This is a genomic window from Pseudobutyrivibrio xylanivorans (assembly GCF_010906925.1).
Taxonomy (GTDB): domain Bacteria; phylum Bacillota; class Clostridia; order Lachnospirales; family Lachnospiraceae; genus Pseudobutyrivibrio.
Window position 1 is genome coordinate 1 of record NZ_VTVE01000002.1, and the last position, 21,819, is coordinate 21,819.

Here is a 21,819-nt window from a genome sequence, read left to right on the forward strand (position 1 = left end):
CACCCGTCCGCCACTCAGTCAATAATCCGTCACCCCGAAGGGATCGTAGAAAATTGCTTCGTTCGACTTGCATGTGTTAAGCACGCCGCCAGCGTTCATCCTGAGCCAGGATCAAACTCTCATGTTAGAATCATGACTTTTTGTTCACGAAGTGAAGCAAAAAGTTATGCAAGTAGCGAACTTGTTCGCTACAATAAGTTCAATCGCTAGTCAAAATAAATCTGACTTTACTAATAAAGGTTTTTGTTTCGTCTTAGAAACTAAATGAATTTCAAGGATACATGTTTTAAAAACTTGTATTAATTCAAGGTTTGTTTCACTGTTCAGTTATCAATCTTCGCTTTGTTGTTGCCCTCAGCAGCAACTCGTTTATACTATCATGTCGCAAGCTTTTTGTCAACAACTTTTTTATTTATTTTTTCTTGACTTTCTTAGGAAAATCAAGGGCTGAAGCTCTCTCGAGTCAGCTTGTATATAGTATCAAGTGGATGGCTTTTTGTCAAGCACTTTTTACTAAATTTTTTCAGCTGATTTTGTGAGATATCACACGCTTTTTCAAGGTGTTCTCGCTCACGCGACAGCTTGTTTATAATAGCAAGGAGACAACTAAATGTCAACAGCTTTTTTCAAATTTTATAAGATTTTTTTTAGAGCTTCAACAGAGGCTTTTTCAGTGGCCCAACTGGTGGCAATTCTGATGACTGTATGAGCCTCGTCATACTTCTCCCAGAAGCCATAAGCTACCTCTTTTTTAAGGTCCTCTAGCTTACTATTTTCCATTACAACAAATATCTGGTTAGTAGGATTCTCCATATAGAGGTGGTACCCCTTCTTTTTCAAATCCTCTCTTATAGTATTAGCATGTGCAATTGCATTCTTTCCCATCTGCATATAAAGGTCATCTGTAAATAATGCATCAAACTGAACACCAAGTAGTCTTCCCTTCGCAAGAAGAGCTCCATGCTGCTTAATCTGAGTAATCATATGCTTAGGTGTATTACCCTTGGTGAAAACAATAGCCTCTCCAAATAGAGCTCCGACTTTTGTTCCTCCTATATAAAATACATCTGCATATGAAGCAATATCTTCCATAGAAAGATCATCCTGTGCTGCAAGACCATAAGCTAGTCTAGCCCCATCTATAAATAGAGGTATATTGTATTCCTTACATATAGAAGAAACAGCTTCTAATTCATCTCGTGAATAGAGGGTTCCATACTCTGTTGGATATGATATATAAACCATCCCAGGATTCACCATATGCTCTGCACTATCGTCAGCATAATGGTCCACAAGCATTTGTTTTAATTCTGTCGCATCAATCTTGCCTTCATGGCCAGGAATAGTTATTACCTTGTGACCGCTATATTCAATGGCGCCAGCCTCATGAACTGCCACATGACCAGTTGCAGCTGCTACAACACCATCATAATTAGAAAGCATAGAATCAATTACAACCTGATTAGTCTGTGTACCTCCAACCAAGAAGTAGATATCAGCATCTGGGCAATTTATATAATCGCGAATCTTAGCCTTGGCCTGTTGGCAGAACTCGTCTTCTCCATATCCTGGTGTAGACACCATATTAGTTTTCGAAAGAGCTTCCAAAACCTTTGGGTGACATCCTTCAGCATAGTCGCAAGAAAAATAAAGCATATCCTTTTCCTCCAAATCACATATTGAATTTAGACTAGCTCAAAATTCATTAAAACACAACTATATTTTATGCAAGTATATATACAACAAAAAAGGCAACCACTATTGTGATTGCCTATCAAGCGGAGAGGGTGGGATTCGAACCCACGCGCCCTTGCGGACAAACGGTTTTCAAGACCGCCTCGTTATGACCACTTCGATACCTCTCCATATTCTGTTATGCATCTCTCGGACACGAATAGTATAATATCATCCAACACATCAGATGTCAACAAAAAAGATGTAAGTTTTTTCTAAAATCCTTGAATTCAGAAAATTGCGACAACGCTAGGATTTAAGGCTATTTTTCTACCTCCTTTTCAGGATGGCTTCTCCGAATGCAGCATCCTCAGGTGTGGTCACTTTTATATTCATATAGGAACCCTCTATCATATGAACCTCATGGTCTGTAGCCATCTCAACAATCATAGCATCATCCGTGATAGAGCTATCTGCTGTAGGGATAATCTTGTCATAGGCGCCACGGATAAGATTGTACTCAAAACACTGTGGAGTCTGTACAATCCACACATTACTTCTATCAGGTGTATCAAGAACCTTGCGATGAGAGTCAGTAACTTTAACAGTATCCTTGGATGGCATACCTACTACACAGGACTCATACAAGGCTACAGAAGACATGCAGCGGTGAATAATATCTACTGTAACAAAAGCTCTTGCACAATCATGTATTAAAACATAGCCATCGTCAACAGCCTTAAGACCAGCGTATACAGAGTTGTATCTCTCCTCACCGCCCTCAACGATAGCAACGCACTTATCAATATGATATTTCTCAATGATTTCCTTGCGACACTTCTCAACATCTCCAGGCGCTACAACAAGAACAATCTGAGTCACCTTGCTCTCTTGAAATGTTCGTAAACAATGAACCATCAATGGTGCATCGCCTATCTTCATGTACTGTTTTGGTATTTCCTGTTCCATTCTCTTGCCACTGCCTGCTGCAAGAACTATCGCTGTAAACTTGTTCATTATTGTTCCCTTTTAGTATTCTAAGTAAGCCATAAAACAATAGTTACATTAACGTTCTCCTAATTTTAAATTAGGTATCGCATTTAAATCCCAGCCATCTCTTCGGCCAGCCAAATATTCATAATACGCTGCCGCGCCAATCATAGCTGCGTTGTCTGTACATAGTATTGGAGATGGGTGGTAAAATTTCACGCCCTTTTCCTGGCACATTTTTTCCATTGCATTTCTAAGGGTTTGGTTGGATGCAACTCCACCTGCTATTGCAAATTTATCCATGCCAAACTCATCTATAGCACGAGCCGCATGGTCACAAAGAGTATCTATAACAGTCTGTTGGAAAGAGGCTGCTATATCTGCTTCGTTAACAGTCTCGCCCTTCATCTGCACTCCATTAATATAATTCAATACTTGAGATTTTAAACCACTAAAGGAAAAATCATATAGCTCATCCGTAACCTTAGGTCGTGTAAACTGAATAGCAAAAGGATTACCATCATGAGCTGCCTTTTCTACCTTCGGTCCACCTGGATAACCAAGACCTATAGCACGAGCCACCTTGTCAAAGGCTTCTCCTGCGGCATCATCTCTAGTACGACCAAGTATTTCGTATTTGCCATAATCAGATACACGCACAAGATGTGTATGACCACCAGAAACCACCAGGCATAAAAACGGTGGTTCTAAATCTTTGTTTTCTATGTAGTTAGCACTTATGTGGCCCTCGATATGATGAACGCCAATAAGAGGCTTTCCTGTGGCAAACGCAATAGCCTTGGCCTCTGCCACGCCTACAAGCAACGCTCCAACAAGGCCAGGGCCATATGTTACTGCTATAGCATCCATGTCCTCAAGGCCCATATCCGCCTCTTCTAAAGCCTTCTCTATAACTTGATTAATTCTCTCTATATGCTTTCTAGAAGCAATCTCTGGAACAACTCCCCCATACAATGTATGAAGAGGAATCTGTGTAGAAATGATATTGCTTCTAACATCCCTTCCATTTACAACAACAGCCGCTGCAGTCTCATCGCAGGAGCTCTCTATAGAAAGTATTTTTATTTCTTTAGTATCCATTTATTTCATCCTTTGTAGCCAATCTCCAGGTAAGGATTTTCCAATTACCATCTTTGTCCTTCCTCAAGCAAAAGTCCTCGTATGTACGGTCGTATGAGCTGCCCTCTCTGATAAAATAATATACAGATATGAACGCACAGTCATAACCATTAACCTTTTTGTACTGGACCTCTTTGGAATCACTGATAGTCGCTGAGACTATAGTCCTAGATCTGTTATGAAAATCCTCTATCTCCATAGAAAGAGAGGCTAAATATGTATCTCTAGGGTTGTATGCTAAAAGCTCGTCATCCATTAGCATACGAGCCTGATCTGCCATCTTCTCAAGCTCCTCCTGAGTGTAATCCTCACTATAATAGGCCGTAATAATTCGATTGTACCATTTGACAACTGCACGGGCTGTAGCAGGATAATCTGATTTAAAATTCTTATTGATAATAGCCTGAACCTCAGATACCTCAGTAGCTTCTTCAGCTTTGGACTGAGAGTTTCTTTTAGACAAATAGGCATAGTATCCCACAACCAGGGATACCATACAGATTACCGCTATTCCAATTCGCAGTACCTTTCTCATATTACTCCTCCGCAAAATCTAGCTCTAAGAACTTGCCGTCTTCTCCAAGCTCAGCCTGTGGAAATATATCACAGACAGCTTTCATATATCGCTTGTGTCCCGTCATAGATGGTGAAAAATGAGTAAGCCAAAGCTTGGATACATTTGCATCCTTAGCAACCTTTGCTGCCTCATAGAAAGTCATGTGTTTATTCTTTTTTGCCTTAGCCAGCTTTTCCTCTTCTGCGTACATGCCCTCGCAAATAAGAAGGTCCGAATCCTTAGCCCCATCAACAAGAGATGCGGTAGGTCTCGTGTCAGTACAATATGTGACCTTAATGCCCTTTCTAGCAGCTCCCATCACCATATCAGGTGTATAGGTCTTGCCTTCGAGCTCTACATTCTGGCCCTTCTGAAGTGGGTTCCATAGCTGGATTGGAATCCCCATTTCCTTAGCTGCATCAACATTGAAACGGCCCTTTCTAGGAATCTCAATGCTATAGCCATAACAAAGAACATTATGATTAACCTTGAAAGCATGGATATGATAACCCATTATTTCAATGGTATCTTCCGGCTCTGTAATCTCATGTAATCTAATTTCAAATGGAAGCTCTGGAGCAATCACCCTAAGGGAATTAACAACTCTCTCAAGCCCCTTTGGTCCAATTATTGTGACCGGCTCTGTCCTATCTGAATTGCCCATTGATAATAGAAATCCTGGCAAACCGCTAACATGGTCAGCATGATAATGAGTAAGACAGATTATGGAAATAGGGTTAGGTGAAAAACCTGCTTCCCTTAAAGCCACCTGGGTGCCCTCGCCACAATCTATCAGGAGGCCCTCACCATTGAACCTCATCAAACAGGATGTAAGCCACCTGTTTGGCAAAGGCAGCATTCCAGCTGTCCCCAACAAACAAACATCTAACATTTTATATCCTCAAATTCTATTACTCTAGCTAAATAAAAAAGTATTAATTCATCTCAAGGCGCATGCATATTGCATCCTCAACTGGATCAGAGTAGAAGTATTTGCGCCTACCTATCTCTTCGAAACCAACTTTCTCATAGAGAGCCTTGGCCCTTTCGTTAGAGACTCTAACCTCTAAAAAGACTGTATCCACACCTCTTGATGTAAGTTCTCTAAGACTAGCATCAAGAAGAGCTTTTCCAACGCCCTTGCCTCTATGTGACTCCGCTACAACTATATCAGGTAGCTCAGACTCTGGAACAGTCAAATAAAAAACTGCAAAACCTACACATGAATCTGACTCTGTAGCAACCATGATAAATGCATGATCTGAATCCATAGCCTCTTTATAAGAATCTCTTGACCAAGGACAACTCATAGAGGAATTTTCTATTTCTACTATAGTATCCAGGTCTCGGTCATTTGCAAAGCGAAATTCTATACTCATTGCAAACTACCTTTCTTTTCAAGACGCTCTCTCTCAGCTTGGGAAAGTCTAAGATACTCAGGTCTATGATCAGCAGCTGGCTCACATTCACCATTTGCATAGTAAACAGCTCCAAGCGCTGCAACTGATGATGCATGCTGACGATTTACATGAGCTGGAGCAAATCTATATGGAACCTTTATAATGGATGAAATCATCTCTGCGAATACAGGAGTGCCATCACCTAAGAATGTGACTGGCCTGCCAAGGGAATTAATCTCTTCTGCAATATCATGAAAATCTACTGCACACTGTTCTTTTAACACATGCAAGCTACCATCCTGGTCGAATTCATATAAGCCTGTGTATACCTGTCCGCGTCTCGCATCAAGAATCGGACATATAACATCTGAACTGCCCCACATATTATATGCCAATGCATCTACTGTAGGTACAGAAATAATAGGACAGCCAAGAGAAAGGCCAAGTCCCTTTGCTGTGGCCGATGCAATCCTAAGGCCTGTAAATGAGCCAGGGCCAGCTGCAACAGCAATAGCGTCTATAGAATTAAGATCAAGCTCAACCATCTTTGACAACTCATCAAGCATTGGAAGCAATGTCTGCGAGTGTGTCTTTTTATATCCAGTTGTATATTCGCCAATTAAATTATCGTCTTCTACAATGGCAACTGAAGCCACTAGCCCAGAGCCGTCTATTCCCAATATTTTCATAGTTATTTCTGTATCTTCTCTACCGTAATCTTGCGGTAATCAAATCCTTTTTCTAAATTCTTCTCTATTGTAACCTGAGTATAATTATCAGGCAAAATATCCTCTATAAGATTAGCCCACTCGATAAGAGACACTCCATCTCCATAAATGTAGTCCTCATATCCTATCTCGTCCATCTCCTCTACATCGCCTATACGATATACATCAAAATGGTAAAAAGGAAGCCTACCTGTATCATATACCTGAACTATTGTGAAAGTAGGACTACATATAGCCTCATCAATCTCAAGACCCGTAGCAAATCCCTGTGTAAAGACTGTCTTGCCCACTCCCAAATCTCCAATGAGAGTAAACACCTGTCCTGGGGTGGCCTCTGTTGCGAGACGCTTTCCTAAGGCTTCTGTTTCTTCTGGTGAATTAGTTTCAATAATCTCTATCATTTTAATTGTAATTTATAATCCTCTACATGATTTGTAATATATTCTTTGATTGAAGAATATTCATTTTCAATATCTGACATTGGAATAATATATGCATTGACTCTATTTGAATAGATCAAAAAATATTCCTTCCAAGAAGATACCTTGTAAATGTACTCCCATGGCAACTCTGCAGGCTGCTCTGTAGTAGGTGAGCTAATTAAAATGCCTGTCTCTGTAAGCTCATAAGTAAGTGGGTGCTGAAATACATCCTGGAGCATTTGATTTTTAACCCTAAGCTTAAGGCTCATAGGGATGTAAAGCAAAAACACAATTGCCACAACTGGATACATAACTCTATATGCAAGGGACAGCTGTTGAAAACGTAAAATCCATACTGTAATCAAAAGGACAAACAGTAAAATAGAAAGAATCCCCTGATTGGAAGTATATGTGTGATGTAAGTTGTATCTATATAAATCATTCTCTGATATTTTGGTGCTAAACTTAATATTTGTCATAATCAAAATCTCCCTATATATAGTGTATTTTACCATAATATACTTCTATATACAAAAAAAGAACGAGTCGAAACCCCTTACGACTCATTCTTAAACCATTTCTCCTAAAAAGCAAACTGTCTGTTACTTTTCTTACTGAAATTCAGTATAGGTATCTATGACAAGAATGTCAACAGTTTGAACTATTCAGGGTATTATTTTGTATAAATGCCACAAAATCTCTGGGCATAATGTGATGATAATACGAAAACCTTTAAGTAAAAATAAAGACCCGTATCCCATATTCTTTCCATGGTTTTGTTATTTCTTTGAAAGCTTCATAGTAAGGGCTATTCTTCCCTTCTTTTCATCCACAGAAAGAACCTCCACATCTACAATATCTCCAACAGAAACCACCTCTAACGGATGCTTAATATAACGATCAGTCATCTGTGAAATATGAACCAATCCATCCTGGTGAACTCCAATATCTACAAAAGCACCAAAATCGATAACATTTCGAACGGTCCCCTTAAGCTGCATACCAGGCTTTAAGTCCTTCATCTCAAGAACATCACTCTTAAGGATTGGCTTTGGCATATCTTCTCGTGGATCGCGTCCTGGCTTTTCAAGTTCCTTTACAATATCCTCTAAAGTCATCTCTCCAACGCCAAGTTCTGTTGATAACTCTTTGATATTTTTTATACTCTTGTGGATTTCCTTAAGTGTTCCTGATGCAATGTCTTTTACATCAAATCCAAGCTTCTCAAGAAGAGCCTTAGCTGCATCATAACTCTCTGGATGAACAGCTGTAGCATCGAGAGGATTCTTTCCGCCTGTAATTCGCATGAAACCTGCGCACTGCTCAAATGCTTTTGGTCCAAGCTTAGGAACTTTCTTAAGCTCTGCGCGAGAATTGAATTTTCCATTCTCCTCACGGTATGCAACGATATTTTTTGCAAGGGTTTTGTTGATACCTGAAACATACTCAAGCAATGATGCCGAAGCTGTATTTAAATCTACACCAACAGCATTAACACATGTCTCTACTACTCCTGCAAGGGTCTCATCAAGCTTTTTCTGATTCATGTCATGCTGATACTGACCAACACCTACGGATTTTGGATCAATTTTAACAAGCTCTGCAAGTGGGTCCTGAAGACGGCGAGCCATAGATGTAGCGCTACGCTGTCCTACATCAAAATTAGGGAACTCTTCTGTAGCAAGCTTGCTTGCTGAATAAACAGAAGCCCCGGCCTCATTAACGATAATGTATTCAACCTTTTCAGGAATCTCTTTTAACATATCAACGATAATCTGCTCAGACTCACGGCTGGCTGTTCCATTGCCCAGGGAAATAAGAGATACGTTGTACTTTTTAATAAGGGACTTAATCACCTTTTTAGTCTCCTCTACCTTGTTCTGAGGAGCGGTTGGATAAACTACTGTTGTATCAAGCACCTTTCCTGTAGCATCCACAACTGCGATTTTACATCCTGTTCTAAAGGCAGGGTCCCAGCCTAATACATTACGACCTGCAATCGGTGGCTGCATAAGAAGCTGAGTAAGATTCTTTCCAAATACCTTGATAGCTCCATCCTCTGCCATCTCTGTAAGGTTGTTTCGGATTTCATTTTCAATAGAAGGTGCAATAAGTCTTGTGTATGCATCCTCGATTGTTGTCTGCAGAGTCTGATTCGTATTTACGTTATCTCTGCTGATAATTTTCTTTTCCAAATAATTTAAAATATCATCAACTGGAGCCTCAATGCTCACTTTTAGAATCTTTTCCTTTTCGCCACGGTTAAGGGCAAGGATTCTATGCCCTGGAAGCTTAGCAATTGCCTCGTCATAGTCGTAGTAATTCTCATAGACCGACTCCGCCTCTGCATCCTTTGCCTTTGAAATAATGCGACCATTTTTAAATGTTTTCTCGCGAATCCAGGTACGATAATCAGCATCGTCAGAAATGCTCTCTGCAATAATATCACAAGCACCAGCAATAGCTTCATCCGGTGTGTTAACTTCCTTTTCAGGATTGATAAATGACTTTGCCTCCTCTTCAAGAGACTTGTCTGTCATCTGAAGGATAATAATATTTGCAAGTGGCTCTAAGCCCTTTTCCTTGGCTATAGTAGCTCGAGTTCTGCGCTTTGGTCTGTATGGACGATATAAATCATCAACAGCAACCTGAGTGGTTGCCTCAAGAATAGCTTTTTTAAGCTCATCTGTCAGAAGGCCCTGCTCCTCAATGGACGCAAGACATGTGGCTTTTTTCTCTTCAAGATTTCGTAAATACGTAAGTCTCTCAGAAAGAGCACGTAACTGCTCATCATTAAGTCCGCCTGTAGCCTCTTTTCTATAGCGGGAAATGAATGGAACTGTATTCCCCTCATCTAATAATTTCACTGCAGCCTCAACCTGTGCAGGTCTAACCTGAAGCTCTGTTGCAATCTGTTTAGTAATATCCATGTTGTAACTCTCTTTCTTTTTATATAAAAAGCTCCTTTTATAAGCCCAAGCTAAATATAGGATGCTATTTATTTACAAATGCTGATTTTACTTTAGCATTTAGATTTCTTACTATTTTCGCTCCTATCCATGTAAGAACGATAGCTAATAAGAATAATGTAAAGGTCTCTCTACGACTGTATAAAGAAATATCATAATGCTTAAATAACAAAATGATTATCATATGGTGAACTAAAATTATATTCCAACTAATGCCCGAAATATAAGTAATCGCCTTATATATTCTCTTTTCAGGATTAATATCCACATCCCTTATTGCTAAAAACATAGTAACAGACCATATGACACATACAATTTCAAATGGCTGATTTAAAACTACAGGGAAAATTGCAGTGTAGCCAGCGAGCAGTAAATAAACGAATATGGCCACTGAAATTACAGTGCAAATTATTCTTATATTTTTTAAAATCTGCTTTTGTCCAACGAGCTCATAAAGGAGCATTCCCACGTAAAAATACAGCAACACAAATAATGGATTGTGCTCCACTTGCATATCAAAAGGATTGAAAACAAAAAGCATAAATCCACTCCAAAGAGCAAGCACTACAAGCAAAACATATTTGCACTTTTTAACAGCCTTCGCAAAAAGTGGGAAGAATATATAGCAAAATACTATACATGACATGAACCACTCTCCAATAAGGTAAAAGTCCAGTCCTCCACTCATCTCCTGTACCATTGCATCTACACCAATAATCGTAAATACGAAAGTGTAAAGTGGAGAAGTGCTTCCTGCTGCAACATTATTTACTGCAAAGTATGCAAGAAACATTATCGTATATGCGATATAAAATGGAATAAATAATCCCTTAAATCTTCGGATGTAATATTCTTTTGTAGTCAGCTCATCCTCATGATTATACATAAGCGCATAACCTGAAATAATAAACAAAAACAAGCTAGCTGGACGAGCCCATATATTAGCAAAATAATTGACCGAAGGCATGATTGGATCTGTGCCATGAGCCAAGTTAATATACTCTATACAAAAATGATATAAAAATATAAAGATAACACCTATATCTCTGAGGATATCGAGGCCTATAATTCTCTTTTTCATATGATTTTCTCCTGTGGATTTTTACTAATTCAGTATATATAAAATAAAACTCGTTAGCAACTTGCGCCGTCTTGCACATTGTTTTTTCTGTTGACAAGATTTACAGCTAGTGATATAACCGTATTAATACAAATAATACAGCTAGGAGATTTATGTTATGAACAAAAAATTTTTAGTACTTCTTATGACAATGGGCTTATCAATTGTAGCCTGTGGAAAAAACGATGACTTTTATAATGAAGATAACGGATGTGGTGTTGGCCTTGAGGAATGCGCATCAGAGTGTGATTCTGCCGAGGAGTCTCTTCTCACTGCAGAAGATGATAAATTAGAGGTGACAGTTGAAAACGAAAAGGAAAATATTAGCTTTTCTATTTTAGATGATGGCAAGACTGTTCTCGAGAAACTTGGTGAGCCTGCTAGCACAACTGATGACGGTGATTACCACACTAGCAAATACTATAATGCAGGAGAATTGGCATATAGCACTGAAGGAGATACTACAGAGATTGTTGAGTTCAAAAGCTTTAGCAATGACTGGAAAACAAGCAAAGGCATTACAGTTGGTTCTACTATAGATGAAATTTTAAAAGCTTATGGTGAGTCAGCTTGTGAATATGAGTCAGAAGACGGCGAACATATTATAAGCTATACTTACGAAAACGGCTATAGCATTTACTTTACTATAAATGACAACAACGAGGTAGCCTTCTTCCAGATGTGTATCGGACGTGGCTAATATATTAGGAGGTGCTATTCAAGCACCTCCTTTTTCATTTGTATATATTCTTCATGTATTCTCTTGCATTAAAAAAATTCTATTTTAAATTTAGAATTACTGTATATTCTGGGATTGCCTCACTGCCTATTTTATCTGTTAACCCTATATCCGCTTGTCTATCTGCTATTTTTTTATCATATTCTTCCTTTGAAATAAAATGTATATGTTCAAAAACTTCCATAATGTTCATATAGAATTCTTCATTTTTGATTTCCTTAGCATCTACTATTTCATTACTTGTATTATAGAACTCAACACAATAATACTTCGGATATTCTTCACTGTTGCTATTCTCGTCAGGAATACTAGCTTCATAAAACATTGGCTTGATTCCATGCGCTTCTGCCGCTTCATTCAGTTCTTCACATTTCTCATAATCAGTTGAGCCAGCATTTATTTCATAAAACTGTTCCAAATCCATGCCTGGATCCCCACTGTAATCGAAATATCCATACTTGTAATTTCCATCAGCATCAATTAAAGCAGCCTCATGGTATCGCGATGTACTAATTCCTTGACCATATGTACCTATATAGCCATACTCATTTAAATCATTCCAACCATTAGCACCGCATTCGCCATCTAGGGTGTAGATTAGCTGTAGTTCTCCGTCAATATCTTTTATAACAACATAATCATTTGCAAAAGGACCGCTACCTGACTTTGCTTTAAGGTCTAATGCCAATTCTTTTTTCCCATCATCTCCACAATCTATGTAAGCATATGCTACAGTACCAATTTCTACATTAGCTTTCTTTTCAAATTCATCTATAAACTCCATAAATGAAATTGACTTATCTCTTATATCACCAAAATCGTACGTCCCATAATTTTCTTCATCGAAAACATTATCGCAATAAAACGCCAAGCTCAATTCACTCTTTCCCGTGAGAAAATCCCTATATATTTGAGTATCTTGATCTGTGTCATCCTCTGGAAGTATAAGTGCAGTCCCTATAGACTGTCCCTCATCTTGTTCCTCATTTATTTCTTCATTTTTGTTATCCTTCTCATTATCTTTATCAACTTGTTCAGTATCAATCTTAGTATCATTTGTATCTTTTGATACACCGCATGCAGCTAATAATATAATCTGCAAAACCATAACTATACTAATAATTTTTCTGTTTTTCATAAACTACTATCCTCCCGTATTGAATGACATTCTTTTCACATAGTATTTTACTTTCTGTACTATGTCAAGTAATACAGTTCTCGTACCATCTTACCATACTACCAATATACAAAAGCACAATAAAAAAGGGGTAGGATGTTTCCTACCCCTTAAAATGAACCACTAACCCCGTCCCCTAGGGTCAAATTTTTTCTACGTTGCGTGTGGCTACTACGTCAACGCCTGTGCCGCAGACATTTTTAACTACCACGTCGCCTATGCGGATTGGTGCGGACATAACTGCTGCATCAATTTCTTTCATGACTGCATCAATTTTGTCCTTAGGTATGTTAGATTTAGTCTTCACTGAAACGCGAGGCTTGTCTCCTCCTAGGATAACAGCTGTAGATGTGACTGTACGCTCTGGATGAGTAACTTCATTTCTTGCATATTTATCACCGATGCCACAGGTGTTACCTGTCACTGAAACAACCTCTCCATTTTCTAATTCTACCGTAATGGCACAACCCATTGGGCAGCCGATACATGTTAATTCTCTCTTTTCCATTTTATCTTCTGCCTCCTATTCATTTTCTATCTTTACAGTTATTTTCTTAAGACCTGATTTTTCTTTCAACTTGTCCTTAAGTAAAATAACCTGCTCCATTTCACCTGGAGCCATGATACGTTTTTTGTTGTGCATTACACGCTCGTCGTCAAAGTAAACACTCACGAATGAATCCTTGTACACTGCTCCTACACGGAAACGAACTGTAAGTTTATCATCCATTCTGTCTACATTGATTGTAGAAGGCACAGTGTATCTAGCACCTTCTGTAGCAACAATCTCAATATCTGATTTCGCATCAGAAAGTTCACCCTTAACAAACTTGGCTGCATTCTGACCAGCTCTGTCTGCCTCCTCTGAGACATAGTCCACAAGGTCATGAACATGAAGAACATTACCGCAAGCAAACACGCCTGGAATATTTGTTTCAAGTGATTCATTGACTATTGGTCCACTTGTGATAGGGCTCATCTCAACTCCTGCATTTCGTGAAAGCTCATTTTCTGGAATGAGTCCACAGGAAAGAAGAAGGGTATCACATGTGTATCTCTCCTCTGTACCTGGGATTGGCTTGCCCTTACCATCAACCTCAGCGATAGTAACTGCTGTTACTTTTTCCTTGCCTTCAATATCAACAACTGTATGCGAAAGCTTAAGAGGAATTCCAAAGTCATCTAGGCACTGTACAATATTTCTCTTTAAACCACCTGAATATGGCATAAGCTCTGCAACAACTTTTACCTTGGCACCCTCTAGTGTCATACGGCGTGCCATAATAAGGCCAATATCACCAGATCCTAAAATTACTACTTCTCTACCTGGCATGTAACCTTCAATATTTACAAGACGTTGAGCAGTACCTGCCGAGAAAATACCTGCCGGTCTAAAGCCAGGAATATTTAAAGCTCCTCTTGGGCGCTCTCTGCATCCCATGGCAAGGATAACAGCCCCTGCCTTTATCTGGTACATTCCATCCTCACGGCTCATAGCTGTTACAACTCTGTCTTCAGAGATATCCATTACCATTGTGTTAAGCTTGTACTCTATTTTTGCATCTAATACTTTTTCAATAAATCTATAAGCATACTCTGGACCAGTAAGCTCTTCTTTAAATGTGTGGAGTCCAAAACCATTGTGGATGCACTGATTTAAAATTCCACCTAGCTCCTTATCTCTTTCCAATATAAGGATTTTATCTACTCCGGCATTTCGTGCTGCAACAGCTGCTGCAAGTCCTGCTGGGCCGCCGCCAACAATAACAATATCATAGTTCATCATTACTGCTCGCCTCCCTTCTGATTTTTGGTGCGCTCAATAACGATATTTGAACGACCACCACTCTTTGTTATTTCTTCATAATCAAGGCCGAGCTCTCTGTGAAGAATTTCCATTGTCTTTGGAGAACAGAAACCTGCCTGACATCTTCCCATTCCAGCTCTCGTTCTTCTCTTTACTCCGTCCAATGAACGAGCTCCAAGTGGTCTGTGAATTGCATCAAGAATTTCTCCCTCTGAAATAGACTCACAGCGGCAAATAATGTTACCATACGCCGGATTTTTCTTAATTAATTCATTTCTTTCTTCAATGGATAGATTTTCAGGATTCATTACATCCTTACGCTTACTAATCCAGTTAGCCTTAGGAGTAAGTCCCATCATATCCTTTAACATATTTCCAACCATTTCGCCTATGGCTGGGCTTGAGGTAAGACCAGGAGACTCAATAGCTGCACAATCAATAAAATTCTTTGCTCCCTTTACCTCACCGATGATAAATTCATGGCGAGCCTCGTGAGCACGAAGACCTGCAAATGATGTGATTACCTTTCTCATTGGAAGGTTTTTCACATGGTCATTAGCCTTTGCAATAAGGTCATTGATTCCTTCTGCAGTTGTGTTTGTTCCTTCTTTGTCATCAATATCTATTGCTGTTGGTCCAACAATAAGATTTCCATGAACTGTAGGTGAAACAAGCACGCCTTTACCAAGATTTGTTGGCTGTGGGAAAATCGTATGACTAACATGATTTCCTACTTCTTTATCAAGTAAGCAGTAATCTCCTCTTCTTGGGATAATCTCAATTTTGTCATCATCCTCACTTACCATATTGTGAATCACGCCTGAATAAACGCCTGCAGCATTTACTACGTATCTAGAAACATACTCACCATTGTTAGTGCGAATGTGCCACAATCCATCCTCGCTCTTTTTAATATCTTCTACCTTGGTATTAAATCTAAAATCAACTCCATTTACATTTGCATTTTCTGCCATTGCAATACATAGCTTAAATGGGCAGATAATACCGCCAGTTGGTGCATAAAGTGCTCCTTCTACGTTGTCAGAAAGATTTGGTTCCATCTCAAGTGCCTCTTCACGGCTCAAGATTTTCATACCCTTTACACCGTTTTTAATACCTCTGTCATAGAGATCCTGAAGCCCTGGAAGTGCTTCCTTGTGGATGCATACAACCATGGAACCATTTCTTTTGAACGGAATGTCCAAATCACGGCAAAGGTCGTCCATCATCTCGTTTCCTCTGACATTTAATTTTGCCATTAATGATCCAGCTGCTGCATCAAAGCCTGCATGTACAATTGCCGAATTAGCTTTTGAGGTACCCTCACATACATCCTCACATTTTTCTAGTACACAGACATTTGCCTCATAGCGTGAGAGTTCTCTTGCAATTGCGCTACCGGAAACGCCTGCGCCTATGATTATGACATCATACAACATAGTTTTTTCTCCTACCTTTTACATATTCTTTTGAAAAAAGGAGTCGGCAATTAGACGCATCTCATCATGCGTTCAATACCGACTCCAATCCTCAGTGTATCAATAATAAAGTTTAAAAAATGGTTACAGGTTTCAGTATTGAATACTGAATTAATAATAACTCACATAGATTACATTTCTGTGAACAGTTCTTTTAACCAAACATCTGAGCTGCAGCAAGTGCGTTGTATAGAAGGGATGCAACAACACCACCACAGATAGGTGCTACAGCTGGAATCCATCCATAGCTCCAATTTCCGTTCTTCTTACCAAAGTTTGGTGCAAGGCAAAGATAAGCAATACGAGGAGCTGTATCTCTTGCTGCATTCATTGCGTATCCTGTAAGACCACCAAATGAAGCACCACAAGCAACGATTACACCATATACAAGTACCCAAACTGTGCGGTCAGAACCTGCTGGAATAAGAGCAAGTGTAAATACAAGAATAAATGTAGCTACGAACTCTGACATAAAGTTAAGGAACTGATTTGGGATAGAAGGTGCTGTACAGAAGCAACCTCTAACAACATCATCCTCAGCAGTAGCCTTGATATGATCGTGATAAAGAAGCATCAATATAGCTGCACCTACAAAACCACCAAGCATCTGAGCAACTATCTGCCCAGGTACTGTGCTCCAATCACCGCTTCTGATTGCAATACCAATTGTAACTGCAGGGTTGAATGCTGAAGGGCATCCTGTGAAACTGCTCATTGCAAATGCAGGAACCATAACGGCCATTCCCCAACCGATAAGGATGTGAACTGCTCCGCCGCCCTTAAAACCAGACTTATTTAAAGAAACGTTACAGCAAACACCATCACCAAGTAATACAAGTATAATAGTACCAATAAACTCGCCTACATAAACTGACATAAATATTACCCCCTTTAATTAATAACTTTATAAGCACCTATTTAGCACTACATGCTCCCGTAGGCCACCTTCCATACTCGGGCAAGGGAACTCCCCTAAAGGGGCACCCTCCTTCCCCGGCATGGATGCCATCTCCGTTCCACTACGGTCGGTGCTGGGCGAATGTCCCCTGGACATTCAGCACCCTACTCGCGCTTCCCCACTTTACGAAAGGTGCTTATATTTTTACTTAACGTTGCTTTACCACAGGCTATTCCTTAGCCCAACCACGTGTTGCTGCTACAGCCTTTGACCAGCCCTTAATAGCTGCTGTTCTGTCTGCATCAGTCATAGCTGGCTTGAACTCACGGTCTACAGACCAGTTCTTGATAACATCTTCCTTGCTCTTCCAGTAGCCAACTGCAAGACCTGCAAGATATGCAGCACCCATAGCCGTTGTCTCAACACAGCTTGGACGAAGAACGTCTGTATTAATAATATCTGACTGGAACTGCATCAAGAAGTTGTTGTTTGATGCACCACCGTCAACTTTAAGTGCTGTAAGATGCTTTCCTGAGTCAAGCTCCATAGCATGTAATACATCGTATGTCTGATAAGCAAGTGACTCAAGTGTTGCTCTAATAAGGTGATACTTATTAACACCACGTGTAAGTCCTGTGATAGCTCCACGTGCATATGGATCCCAGTATGGAGCGCCAAGACCTGTAAATGCAGGTACAACATAGCATCCATTTGTATCCTTAACACGTGTTGCAAAGTATTCTGAATCTGGTGAAGAATCAACAATCTTCAACTCATCACGAAGCCACTGAATAGCTGCACCAGCTACATATACAGAACCTTCAAGTGCGTATGTAACCTTACCATCAAGTCCCCAAGCAATAGTTGTAAGAAGGTCATTCTTAGAGAATATTGGCTTCTCACCTGTATTCATAAGCATGAAGCAACCTGTTCCGTATGTATTTTTAGCTTCACCCTCTTTGTAACATGTCTGTCCGAAAAGAGCTGCCTGCTGGTCACCAGCAGCACCTGCGATGCGGATAGGGCCGCCAAAGAATTCTGGATCTGTCTCTCCATAGATGCAGCTAGAAGGCTTAGCCTCTGGAAGCATGCTCTTTGGAATCTCAAGGATCTGGCAAAGCTCATCATCCCATTCAAGAGTATTAATATTAAATAATAATGTACGGCTCGCATTAGAGTAATCAGTAACATGTACTTTACCCTTTGTAAGTTTGTAGATTAACCAAGAATCTACTGTACCAAAAGCAAGCTCACCTTTTTCTGCTCTCTCACGAGCACCCTCTACATTATCAAGAATCCAACGGATTTTTGTTCCTGAGAAGTATGGGTCAAACTTAAGACCTGTCTTCTGCTGGAATTTCTCAACAATTCCAGGTATCTTACCCTTCATCTGTTCTGCAAAGTCAGCTGTACGACGGCACTGCCAAACAATAGCATGTGTGATAGGCTGTCCTGTAGCCTTGTCCCAAACAATAACTGTCTCACGCTGATTTGTGATACCGATTGCTGCGATATCATCTGATGTAGCACCCACTTTTCTCATAGCTTCACGAGCAACAGAAAGCTGTGTCTGCCAGATTTCATTAGCATCATGCTCTACCCAACCTGGCTGTGGAAAATACTGCGTAAATTCCTTTTGTGCAACAGAGCACATCTCGCCCTTTTCATTGAAAAGGATACATCTGTTACTTGTTGTTCCGGCATCAAGAGCCATTACGTATTTTGCCATTATTACTCCTCCTTCTTTTTGCGCCATTTGGCATTGGCTAGTTTCGGAGAAGGCTTTTAACACTTATAGCTGCCAGACCTCTTCATTAGTAGTCGATACTGCCAGCACCCCATTATTAAGTGCATTCATAACATCATCTCTGTCACTAATAAGGCCCCCCGCTAAGACAGGAACTCTACTAGCTCTGTTCACCCTCTGGATAATCTTAGGTAAGACTATGCCAGGAAGAATCTCGATGACGTCCGGTGTAGATATTCCATGACGGTCTTGCTTCTCAATGTTCACAAGAGCCATACTATCAATTACAAAATATCTAAGCACCGTATATAAGCCTAACTCCTTCGCCCGTCCAATGAGATTTCCTTTGGTGGTGATAATACCGTCTGCCTCAGTATTATTTTTAATAAAGTCGACTGAGATTTCTTTGGTGTTATTGAGGCCTGTAATCAAATCCAGGTGCACCATAGCTACCTTATCGACTGATTTTATTTTTTGTACAATATCCGGAATCGTACAAACATCTCCGTATAATATGAAGATTATCTCGCAATCCGTCTCTAAAGCATGAGCCAAACCTTCGTCGTCTTTTATGGCTGCGATAACTGGATTAACCTCCAGCTTTTCGATGAATTCTCTATGCATTTTATACTCCTCCCTAGCACCTTTGCCTAAGTTTAGGCACAAAAAAAGAACATGCCTAAAGGAGCAAGAGCTCATCTCTTGTCACAGCCACATTCTCATCTCTCACGGGCATTTATTAACTTATCTGATTAAATCATAACGCAGTTATAGGTAAATATCAACATAAATTTTTCACATAATTTAGCTTATGTATGCACAATTGACTAATATTGTCATTGTCTTATTATTAACAATCTGTCAACTTTGCACTAATTAAGACGGTTCCCGGACTTTATTTATTGGACAGTCTGTCCTTTTAACCGCAATTTTTATTAAATTTGGACATAAAAAAAGCAAGTTTTGATAATAAAACTTGCTTTGATTATTAATTACTGCTGTACTGCCACAATAGCGTTATATAAGTCGTCGTACTCTTCAAAAGCAGGATACTGTGGATAGTCATTTTTAATAGCCTCAGTAGTTCTGAAAAGGAAGCCTGCCTTTGATGCCTGAATCATAGCTAAATCATTAAAGCTATCACCGCTGGCGATTGTTTCAAAACCGCAAGACTGAAGAGCCTTAACTGTAGTGAGCTTGCTCTTGTCGCATCTCATCTTATATCCTGTAATCTCACCATTGTCTCCAACAATAAGCTCATTGCAGAAAATTGTAGGCATGCCAAGCTTTTCCATTAAAGGTCCTGCAAACTGTGAGAAAGTATCACTGATAATAATTGTCTGTCCAAATGCTCTAAGCTTATCTAAGAACTCCTTAGCTCCTGGAAGTGGATCGATACCAGCGATAGTCTCCTGAATCTCCTTAAGACCTAAGCCATGCTCTTTTAAAATATCAATACGATATTTCATAAGCTTGTCATAATCTGGCTCATCTCTTGTTGTCTTCTTGAGCTCAGGAATACCTGTAGCCTCTGCAAAAGCAATCCAAATCTCTGGAACCAAAACACCTTCTAAATCTAAGCAAGTAATATACATAACAATTCTCCAATTTCTATTAGTACGCCAGTTACGGCTACAAGCCTTAGAGTCTCTTAGCTCAACTACATATTTCACTTGAGAGACCTTAGAGCTTGATAGCTGCTGGCTCATTTTAACAACATAGTTACATTAAGTTTTCAATTTACAGCATTACATTAGATTTATCTACCACAAATTTTAGTAGAAACGAATCACTGAAATGATGCCACCAAGTGCTGCTGCACGCTCCTCGAACTCTGCCTCAGACATCTCTGCTGTAACAAAACCTGTCTCATTGTCTAAATCAAGGCTTGCGTACTCAACATTGCCAAATTCATTTTCGATATTAGACTGTAAAGCTGAAGTTCTAACAAAGAAACGATATCTCTGCTCTAATGGATTAGCAAGTGTAAGCTTTTCAGCCTCCCAGCCAATCTTAACCTGTCTATTTGTATTTCTAGCAAGGAATACCATATCACCAACTACTGCTGATGCTGTAGGAAGAGCACCTGCGCCTGCACCATAGTACATAGACTCACCAAGCATATTTCCCTTTACAGAAACAGCATTCATAACACCTGCTACATGGTAAAGCATCTGCTCTGGCTTAATCATAAATGGAGCTACACGGCATGAATATGTGTCTCCCTCCTTAACGCTACGAGCAACAAGCTTGATGCTGCAGCCCATTTCCTTAGCATATTTAAAATCTGTAGAAGAAATCTTGCTGATACCCTCTGTTGGAATATCATTGAAATCAACTGTCTTTCCAGAAATAAGTGATGTAAGAATTGCAATCTTACGGCAGCTATCATGACCCTCAACGTCAGCTGTTGGGTCCTTCTCTGCATAACCAAGAGCCTGTGCCTCAGCAAGGATTTCATTGTAATCACTGCCAAACTGCTCCATATTTGTAAGCATGTAGTTAGTAGTACCGTTGCAAATTGCATCGATTTCCTCGATAACATCACCTGTAAGACATGCAGTAAGTGTACGGATAATAGGAATACCACCGCCGACTGCTGCCTCGAACACGAAGTTAACACCGTGCTTGTCAGCGATTTCCATAAGCTCTGCGCCCTTGTCCGCTACTAGGGCTTTATTTGAAGTAGTGACAGACTTTCCAGCCTCAAGCATTTCCTTAACAAATGTGAAGGCAGGCTCCACACCACCCATAGTTTCAACGACAATCTGTACCTCTTCATCTTGTGCAATCTTCTTGTAATCCTTGACGAAGCAATCCTCGTGAGGGTCACCAGGAAAATCTCTCAAATCCAAGATATATTTAAGCTCAAGTTCCTCACCTAATCTAGCCTTGATAATATCTCTGTTTGTATCAAGAACTTTTGCTACACCGGAACCAATTGTTCCGTATCCCATAATTGCTGCTTTCATGT

The 21,819-nt window shown here is 39.8% G+C and carries 21 protein-coding genes, 1 tRNA gene and 1 rRNA gene; 1 reads left to right on the top strand and 22 read right to left on the bottom strand.

Annotation, left to right across the window (positions count from 1 at the left end; translation table 11 throughout):
• The 13 genes from F0Q01_RS06670 to F0Q01_RS06730 all read right to left on the bottom strand — a co-directional run.
• Positions 1-127 (bottom strand): 16S ribosomal RNA (locus F0Q01_RS06670); the annotation flags it as partial.
• A gap of 506 nt (positions 128-633) precedes the next feature.
• On the bottom strand, positions 634-1,656 hold the full coding sequence (locus F0Q01_RS06675) for a threonine aldolase family protein (RefSeq protein ID WP_090487673.1): 1,023 nt from the start codon (positions 1,654-1,656) through the stop codon (positions 634-636).
• A 123-nt stretch (positions 1,657-1,779) separates the two neighbouring features.
• Positions 1,780-1,865: transfer RNA gene (locus F0Q01_RS06680), tRNA-Ser, on the bottom strand.
• A gap of 139 nt (positions 1,866-2,004) precedes the next feature.
• Positions 2,005-2,691, bottom strand: coding sequence for a 2-C-methyl-D-erythritol 4-phosphate cytidylyltransferase (ispD, locus tag F0Q01_RS06685; RefSeq protein ID WP_090153728.1), 687 nt, complete (start codon positions 2,689-2,691; stop codon positions 2,005-2,007).
• A gap of 48 nt (positions 2,692-2,739) precedes the next feature.
• Positions 2,740-3,765: a tRNA (adenosine(37)-N6)-threonylcarbamoyltransferase complex transferase subunit TsaD gene (tsaD, locus tag F0Q01_RS06690; protein WP_090487676.1), complete on the bottom strand. Its 1,026-nt coding sequence runs from the start codon at positions 3,763-3,765 to the stop codon at positions 2,740-2,742.
• A complete protein-coding gene (locus tag F0Q01_RS06695) occupies positions 3,755-4,339 on the bottom strand; it encodes a DUF6715 family protein (RefSeq protein ID WP_090487679.1) in 585 nt (194 codons plus the stop codon). The genes tsaD and F0Q01_RS06695 overlap by 11 nt, the downstream gene beginning before the upstream one ends.
• 1 nt (position 4,340) lies before the next feature.
• Complete coding sequence (locus F0Q01_RS06700) at positions 4,341-5,252, bottom strand: ribonuclease Z (protein WP_090487681.1); 912 nt, start codon at positions 5,250-5,252, stop codon at positions 4,341-4,343.
• A 43-nt stretch (positions 5,253-5,295) separates the two neighbouring features.
• A complete protein-coding gene (gene rimI / locus F0Q01_RS06705) occupies positions 5,296-5,739 on the bottom strand; it encodes a ribosomal protein S18-alanine N-acetyltransferase (protein WP_090487682.1) in 444 nt (147 codons plus the stop codon).
• Entirely contained in the window at positions 5,736-6,449 is a 714-nt protein-coding gene (gene tsaB, locus F0Q01_RS06710; protein WP_090153739.1) for a tRNA (adenosine(37)-N6)-threonylcarbamoyltransferase complex dimerization subunit type 1 TsaB, read from the bottom strand. The genes rimI and tsaB overlap by 4 nt, the downstream gene beginning before the upstream one ends.
• Before the next feature lie 2 nt (positions 6,450-6,451).
• Positions 6,452-6,889 carry a tRNA (adenosine(37)-N6)-threonylcarbamoyltransferase complex ATPase subunit type 1 TsaE gene (gene tsaE, locus F0Q01_RS06715; RefSeq protein WP_090487683.1) on the bottom strand — a complete coding sequence of 146 codons (438 nt, stop codon included), beginning with the start codon at positions 6,887-6,889 and terminating at the stop codon, positions 6,452-6,454.
• Positions 6,886-7,389, bottom strand: coding sequence for a YcxB family protein (locus F0Q01_RS06720; protein WP_163927175.1), 504 nt, complete (start codon positions 7,387-7,389; stop codon positions 6,886-6,888). Before F0Q01_RS06720 ends, tsaE begins: the two co-directional genes overlap by 4 nt.
• 300 nt (positions 7,390-7,689) lie before the next feature.
• On the bottom strand, positions 7,690-9,840 hold the full coding sequence (locus tag F0Q01_RS06725; protein WP_090153746.1) for a Tex family protein: 2,151 nt from the start codon (positions 9,838-9,840) through the stop codon (positions 7,690-7,692).
• Positions 9,841-9,904: 64 nt separating this feature from the next.
• Positions 9,905-10,960 carry an acyltransferase family protein gene (locus F0Q01_RS06730; protein WP_090487685.1) on the bottom strand — a complete coding sequence of 352 codons (1,056 nt, stop codon included), beginning with the start codon at positions 10,958-10,960 and terminating at the stop codon, positions 9,905-9,907.
• 157 nt (positions 10,961-11,117) lie between these two features.
• Here F0Q01_RS06730 and F0Q01_RS06735 point away from each other — a divergent pair, with 157 nt between their 5' ends.
• Positions 11,118-11,699 carry a DUF4309 domain-containing protein gene (locus tag F0Q01_RS06735; RefSeq protein WP_090487688.1) on the top strand — a complete coding sequence of 194 codons (582 nt, stop codon included), beginning with the start codon at positions 11,118-11,120 and terminating at the stop codon, positions 11,697-11,699.
• 79 nt (positions 11,700-11,778) lie between these two features.
• On the opposite strand, the gene F0Q01_RS06740 is transcribed toward F0Q01_RS06735, so the two are convergent.
• The 9 genes from F0Q01_RS06740 to F0Q01_RS06780 form a co-directional block, all read right to left on the bottom strand.
• Complete coding sequence (locus F0Q01_RS06740) at positions 11,779-12,876, bottom strand: hypothetical protein (protein ID WP_090487691.1); 1,098 nt, start codon at positions 12,874-12,876, stop codon at positions 11,779-11,781.
• Between the two features lie 181 nt (positions 12,877-13,057).
• Positions 13,058-13,423, bottom strand: coding sequence for a DUF1667 domain-containing protein (locus F0Q01_RS06745; protein WP_090487694.1), 366 nt, complete (start codon positions 13,421-13,423; stop codon positions 13,058-13,060).
• Between the two features lie 15 nt (positions 13,424-13,438).
• Positions 13,439-14,701: an NAD(P)/FAD-dependent oxidoreductase gene (locus F0Q01_RS06750; RefSeq protein ID WP_090487699.1), complete on the bottom strand. Its 1,263-nt coding sequence runs from the start codon at positions 14,699-14,701 to the stop codon at positions 13,439-13,441.
• A complete protein-coding gene (locus F0Q01_RS06755; RefSeq protein WP_090153964.1) occupies positions 14,701-16,158 on the bottom strand; it encodes an NAD(P)/FAD-dependent oxidoreductase in 1,458 nt (485 codons plus the stop codon). Before F0Q01_RS06755 ends, F0Q01_RS06750 begins: the two co-directional genes overlap by 1 nt.
• A 196-nt stretch (positions 16,159-16,354) precedes the next feature.
• Entirely contained in the window at positions 16,355-17,077 is a 723-nt protein-coding gene (locus F0Q01_RS06760) for an MIP/aquaporin family protein (RefSeq protein WP_090487704.1), read from the bottom strand.
• A 250-nt stretch (positions 17,078-17,327) separates the two neighbouring features.
• Positions 17,328-18,827, bottom strand: a complete 1,500-nt coding sequence (glpK, locus tag F0Q01_RS06765) for a glycerol kinase GlpK (RefSeq protein ID WP_090153759.1) — start codon at positions 18,825-18,827, stop codon at positions 17,328-17,330.
• Between the two features lie 63 nt (positions 18,828-18,890).
• Positions 18,891-19,469: a glycerol-3-phosphate responsive antiterminator gene (locus F0Q01_RS06770; protein WP_090153761.1), complete on the bottom strand. Its 579-nt coding sequence runs from the start codon at positions 19,467-19,469 to the stop codon at positions 18,891-18,893.
• 368 nt (positions 19,470-19,837) lie between these two features.
• Positions 19,838-20,440: a bifunctional phosphoserine phosphatase/homoserine phosphotransferase ThrH gene (thrH, locus tag F0Q01_RS06775; RefSeq protein ID WP_090153763.1), complete on the bottom strand. Its 603-nt coding sequence runs from the start codon at positions 20,438-20,440 to the stop codon at positions 19,838-19,840.
• A gap of 180 nt (positions 20,441-20,620) precedes the next feature.
• Complete coding sequence (locus tag F0Q01_RS06780; RefSeq protein WP_090153765.1) at positions 20,621-21,817, bottom strand: homoserine dehydrogenase; 1,197 nt, start codon at positions 21,815-21,817, stop codon at positions 20,621-20,623.
• Positions 21,818-21,819 lie beyond the last annotated feature (2 nt).

Coding starts and splice junctions, on each gene's coding strand:
- F0Q01_RS06675 (WP_090487673.1), bottom strand. CDS start 1,656: ATGCTTTATTTTTCTTGCGACTATGCTGAAGGATGTCACCCAAAGGTT.
- ispD (WP_090153728.1), bottom strand. CDS start 2,691: ATGAACAAGTTTACAGCGATAGTTCTTGCAGCAGGCAGTGGCAAGAGA.
- tsaD (WP_090487676.1), bottom strand. CDS start 3,765: ATGGATACTAAAGAAATAAAAATACTTTCTATAGAGAGCTCCTGCGAT.
- F0Q01_RS06695 (WP_090487679.1), bottom strand. CDS start 4,339: ATGAGAAAGGTACTGCGAATTGGAATAGCGGTAATCTGTATGGTATCC.
- F0Q01_RS06700 (WP_090487681.1), bottom strand. CDS start 5,252: ATGTTAGATGTTTGTTTGTTGGGGACAGCTGGAATGCTGCCTTTGCCA.
- rimI (WP_090487682.1), bottom strand. CDS start 5,739: ATGAGTATAGAATTTCGCTTTGCAAATGACCGAGACCTGGATACTATA.
- tsaB (WP_090153739.1), bottom strand. CDS start 6,449: ATGAAAATATTGGGAATAGACGGCTCTGGGCTAGTGGCTTCAGTTGCC.
- tsaE (WP_090487683.1), bottom strand. CDS start 6,889: ATGATAGAGATTATTGAAACTAATTCACCAGAAGAAACAGAAGCCTTA.
- F0Q01_RS06720 (WP_163927175.1), bottom strand. CDS start 7,389: ATGACAAATATTAAGTTTAGCACCAAAATATCAGAGAATGATTTATAT.
- F0Q01_RS06725 (WP_090153746.1), bottom strand. CDS start 9,840: ATGGATATTACTAAACAGATTGCAACAGAGCTTCAGGTTAGACCTGCA.
- F0Q01_RS06730 (WP_090487685.1), bottom strand. CDS start 10,960: ATGAAAAAGAGAATTATAGGCCTCGATATCCTCAGAGATATAGGTGTT.
- F0Q01_RS06735 (WP_090487688.1), top strand. CDS start 11,118: ATGAACAAAAAATTTTTAGTACTTCTTATGACAATGGGCTTATCAATT.
- F0Q01_RS06740 (WP_090487691.1), bottom strand. CDS start 12,876: ATGAAAAACAGAAAAATTATTAGTATAGTTATGGTTTTGCAGATTATA.
- F0Q01_RS06745 (WP_090487694.1), bottom strand. CDS start 13,423: ATGGAAAAGAGAGAATTAACATGTATCGGCTGCCCAATGGGTTGTGCC.
- F0Q01_RS06750 (WP_090487699.1), bottom strand. CDS start 14,701: ATGATGAACTATGATATTGTTATTGTTGGCGGCGGCCCAGCAGGACTT.
- F0Q01_RS06760 (WP_090487704.1), bottom strand. CDS start 17,077: ATGTCAGTTTATGTAGGCGAGTTTATTGGTACTATTATACTTGTATTA.
- glpK (WP_090153759.1), bottom strand. CDS start 18,827: ATGGCAAAATACGTAATGGCTCTTGATGCCGGAACAACAAGTAACAGA.
- F0Q01_RS06770 (WP_090153761.1), bottom strand. CDS start 19,469: ATGCATAGAGAATTCATCGAAAAGCTGGAGGTTAATCCAGTTATCGCA.
- thrH (WP_090153763.1), bottom strand. CDS start 20,440: ATGTATATTACTTGCTTAGATTTAGAAGGTGTTTTGGTTCCAGAGATT.
- F0Q01_RS06780 (WP_090153765.1), bottom strand. CDS start 21,817: ATGAAAGCAGCAATTATGGGATACGGAACAATTGGTTCCGGTGTAGCA.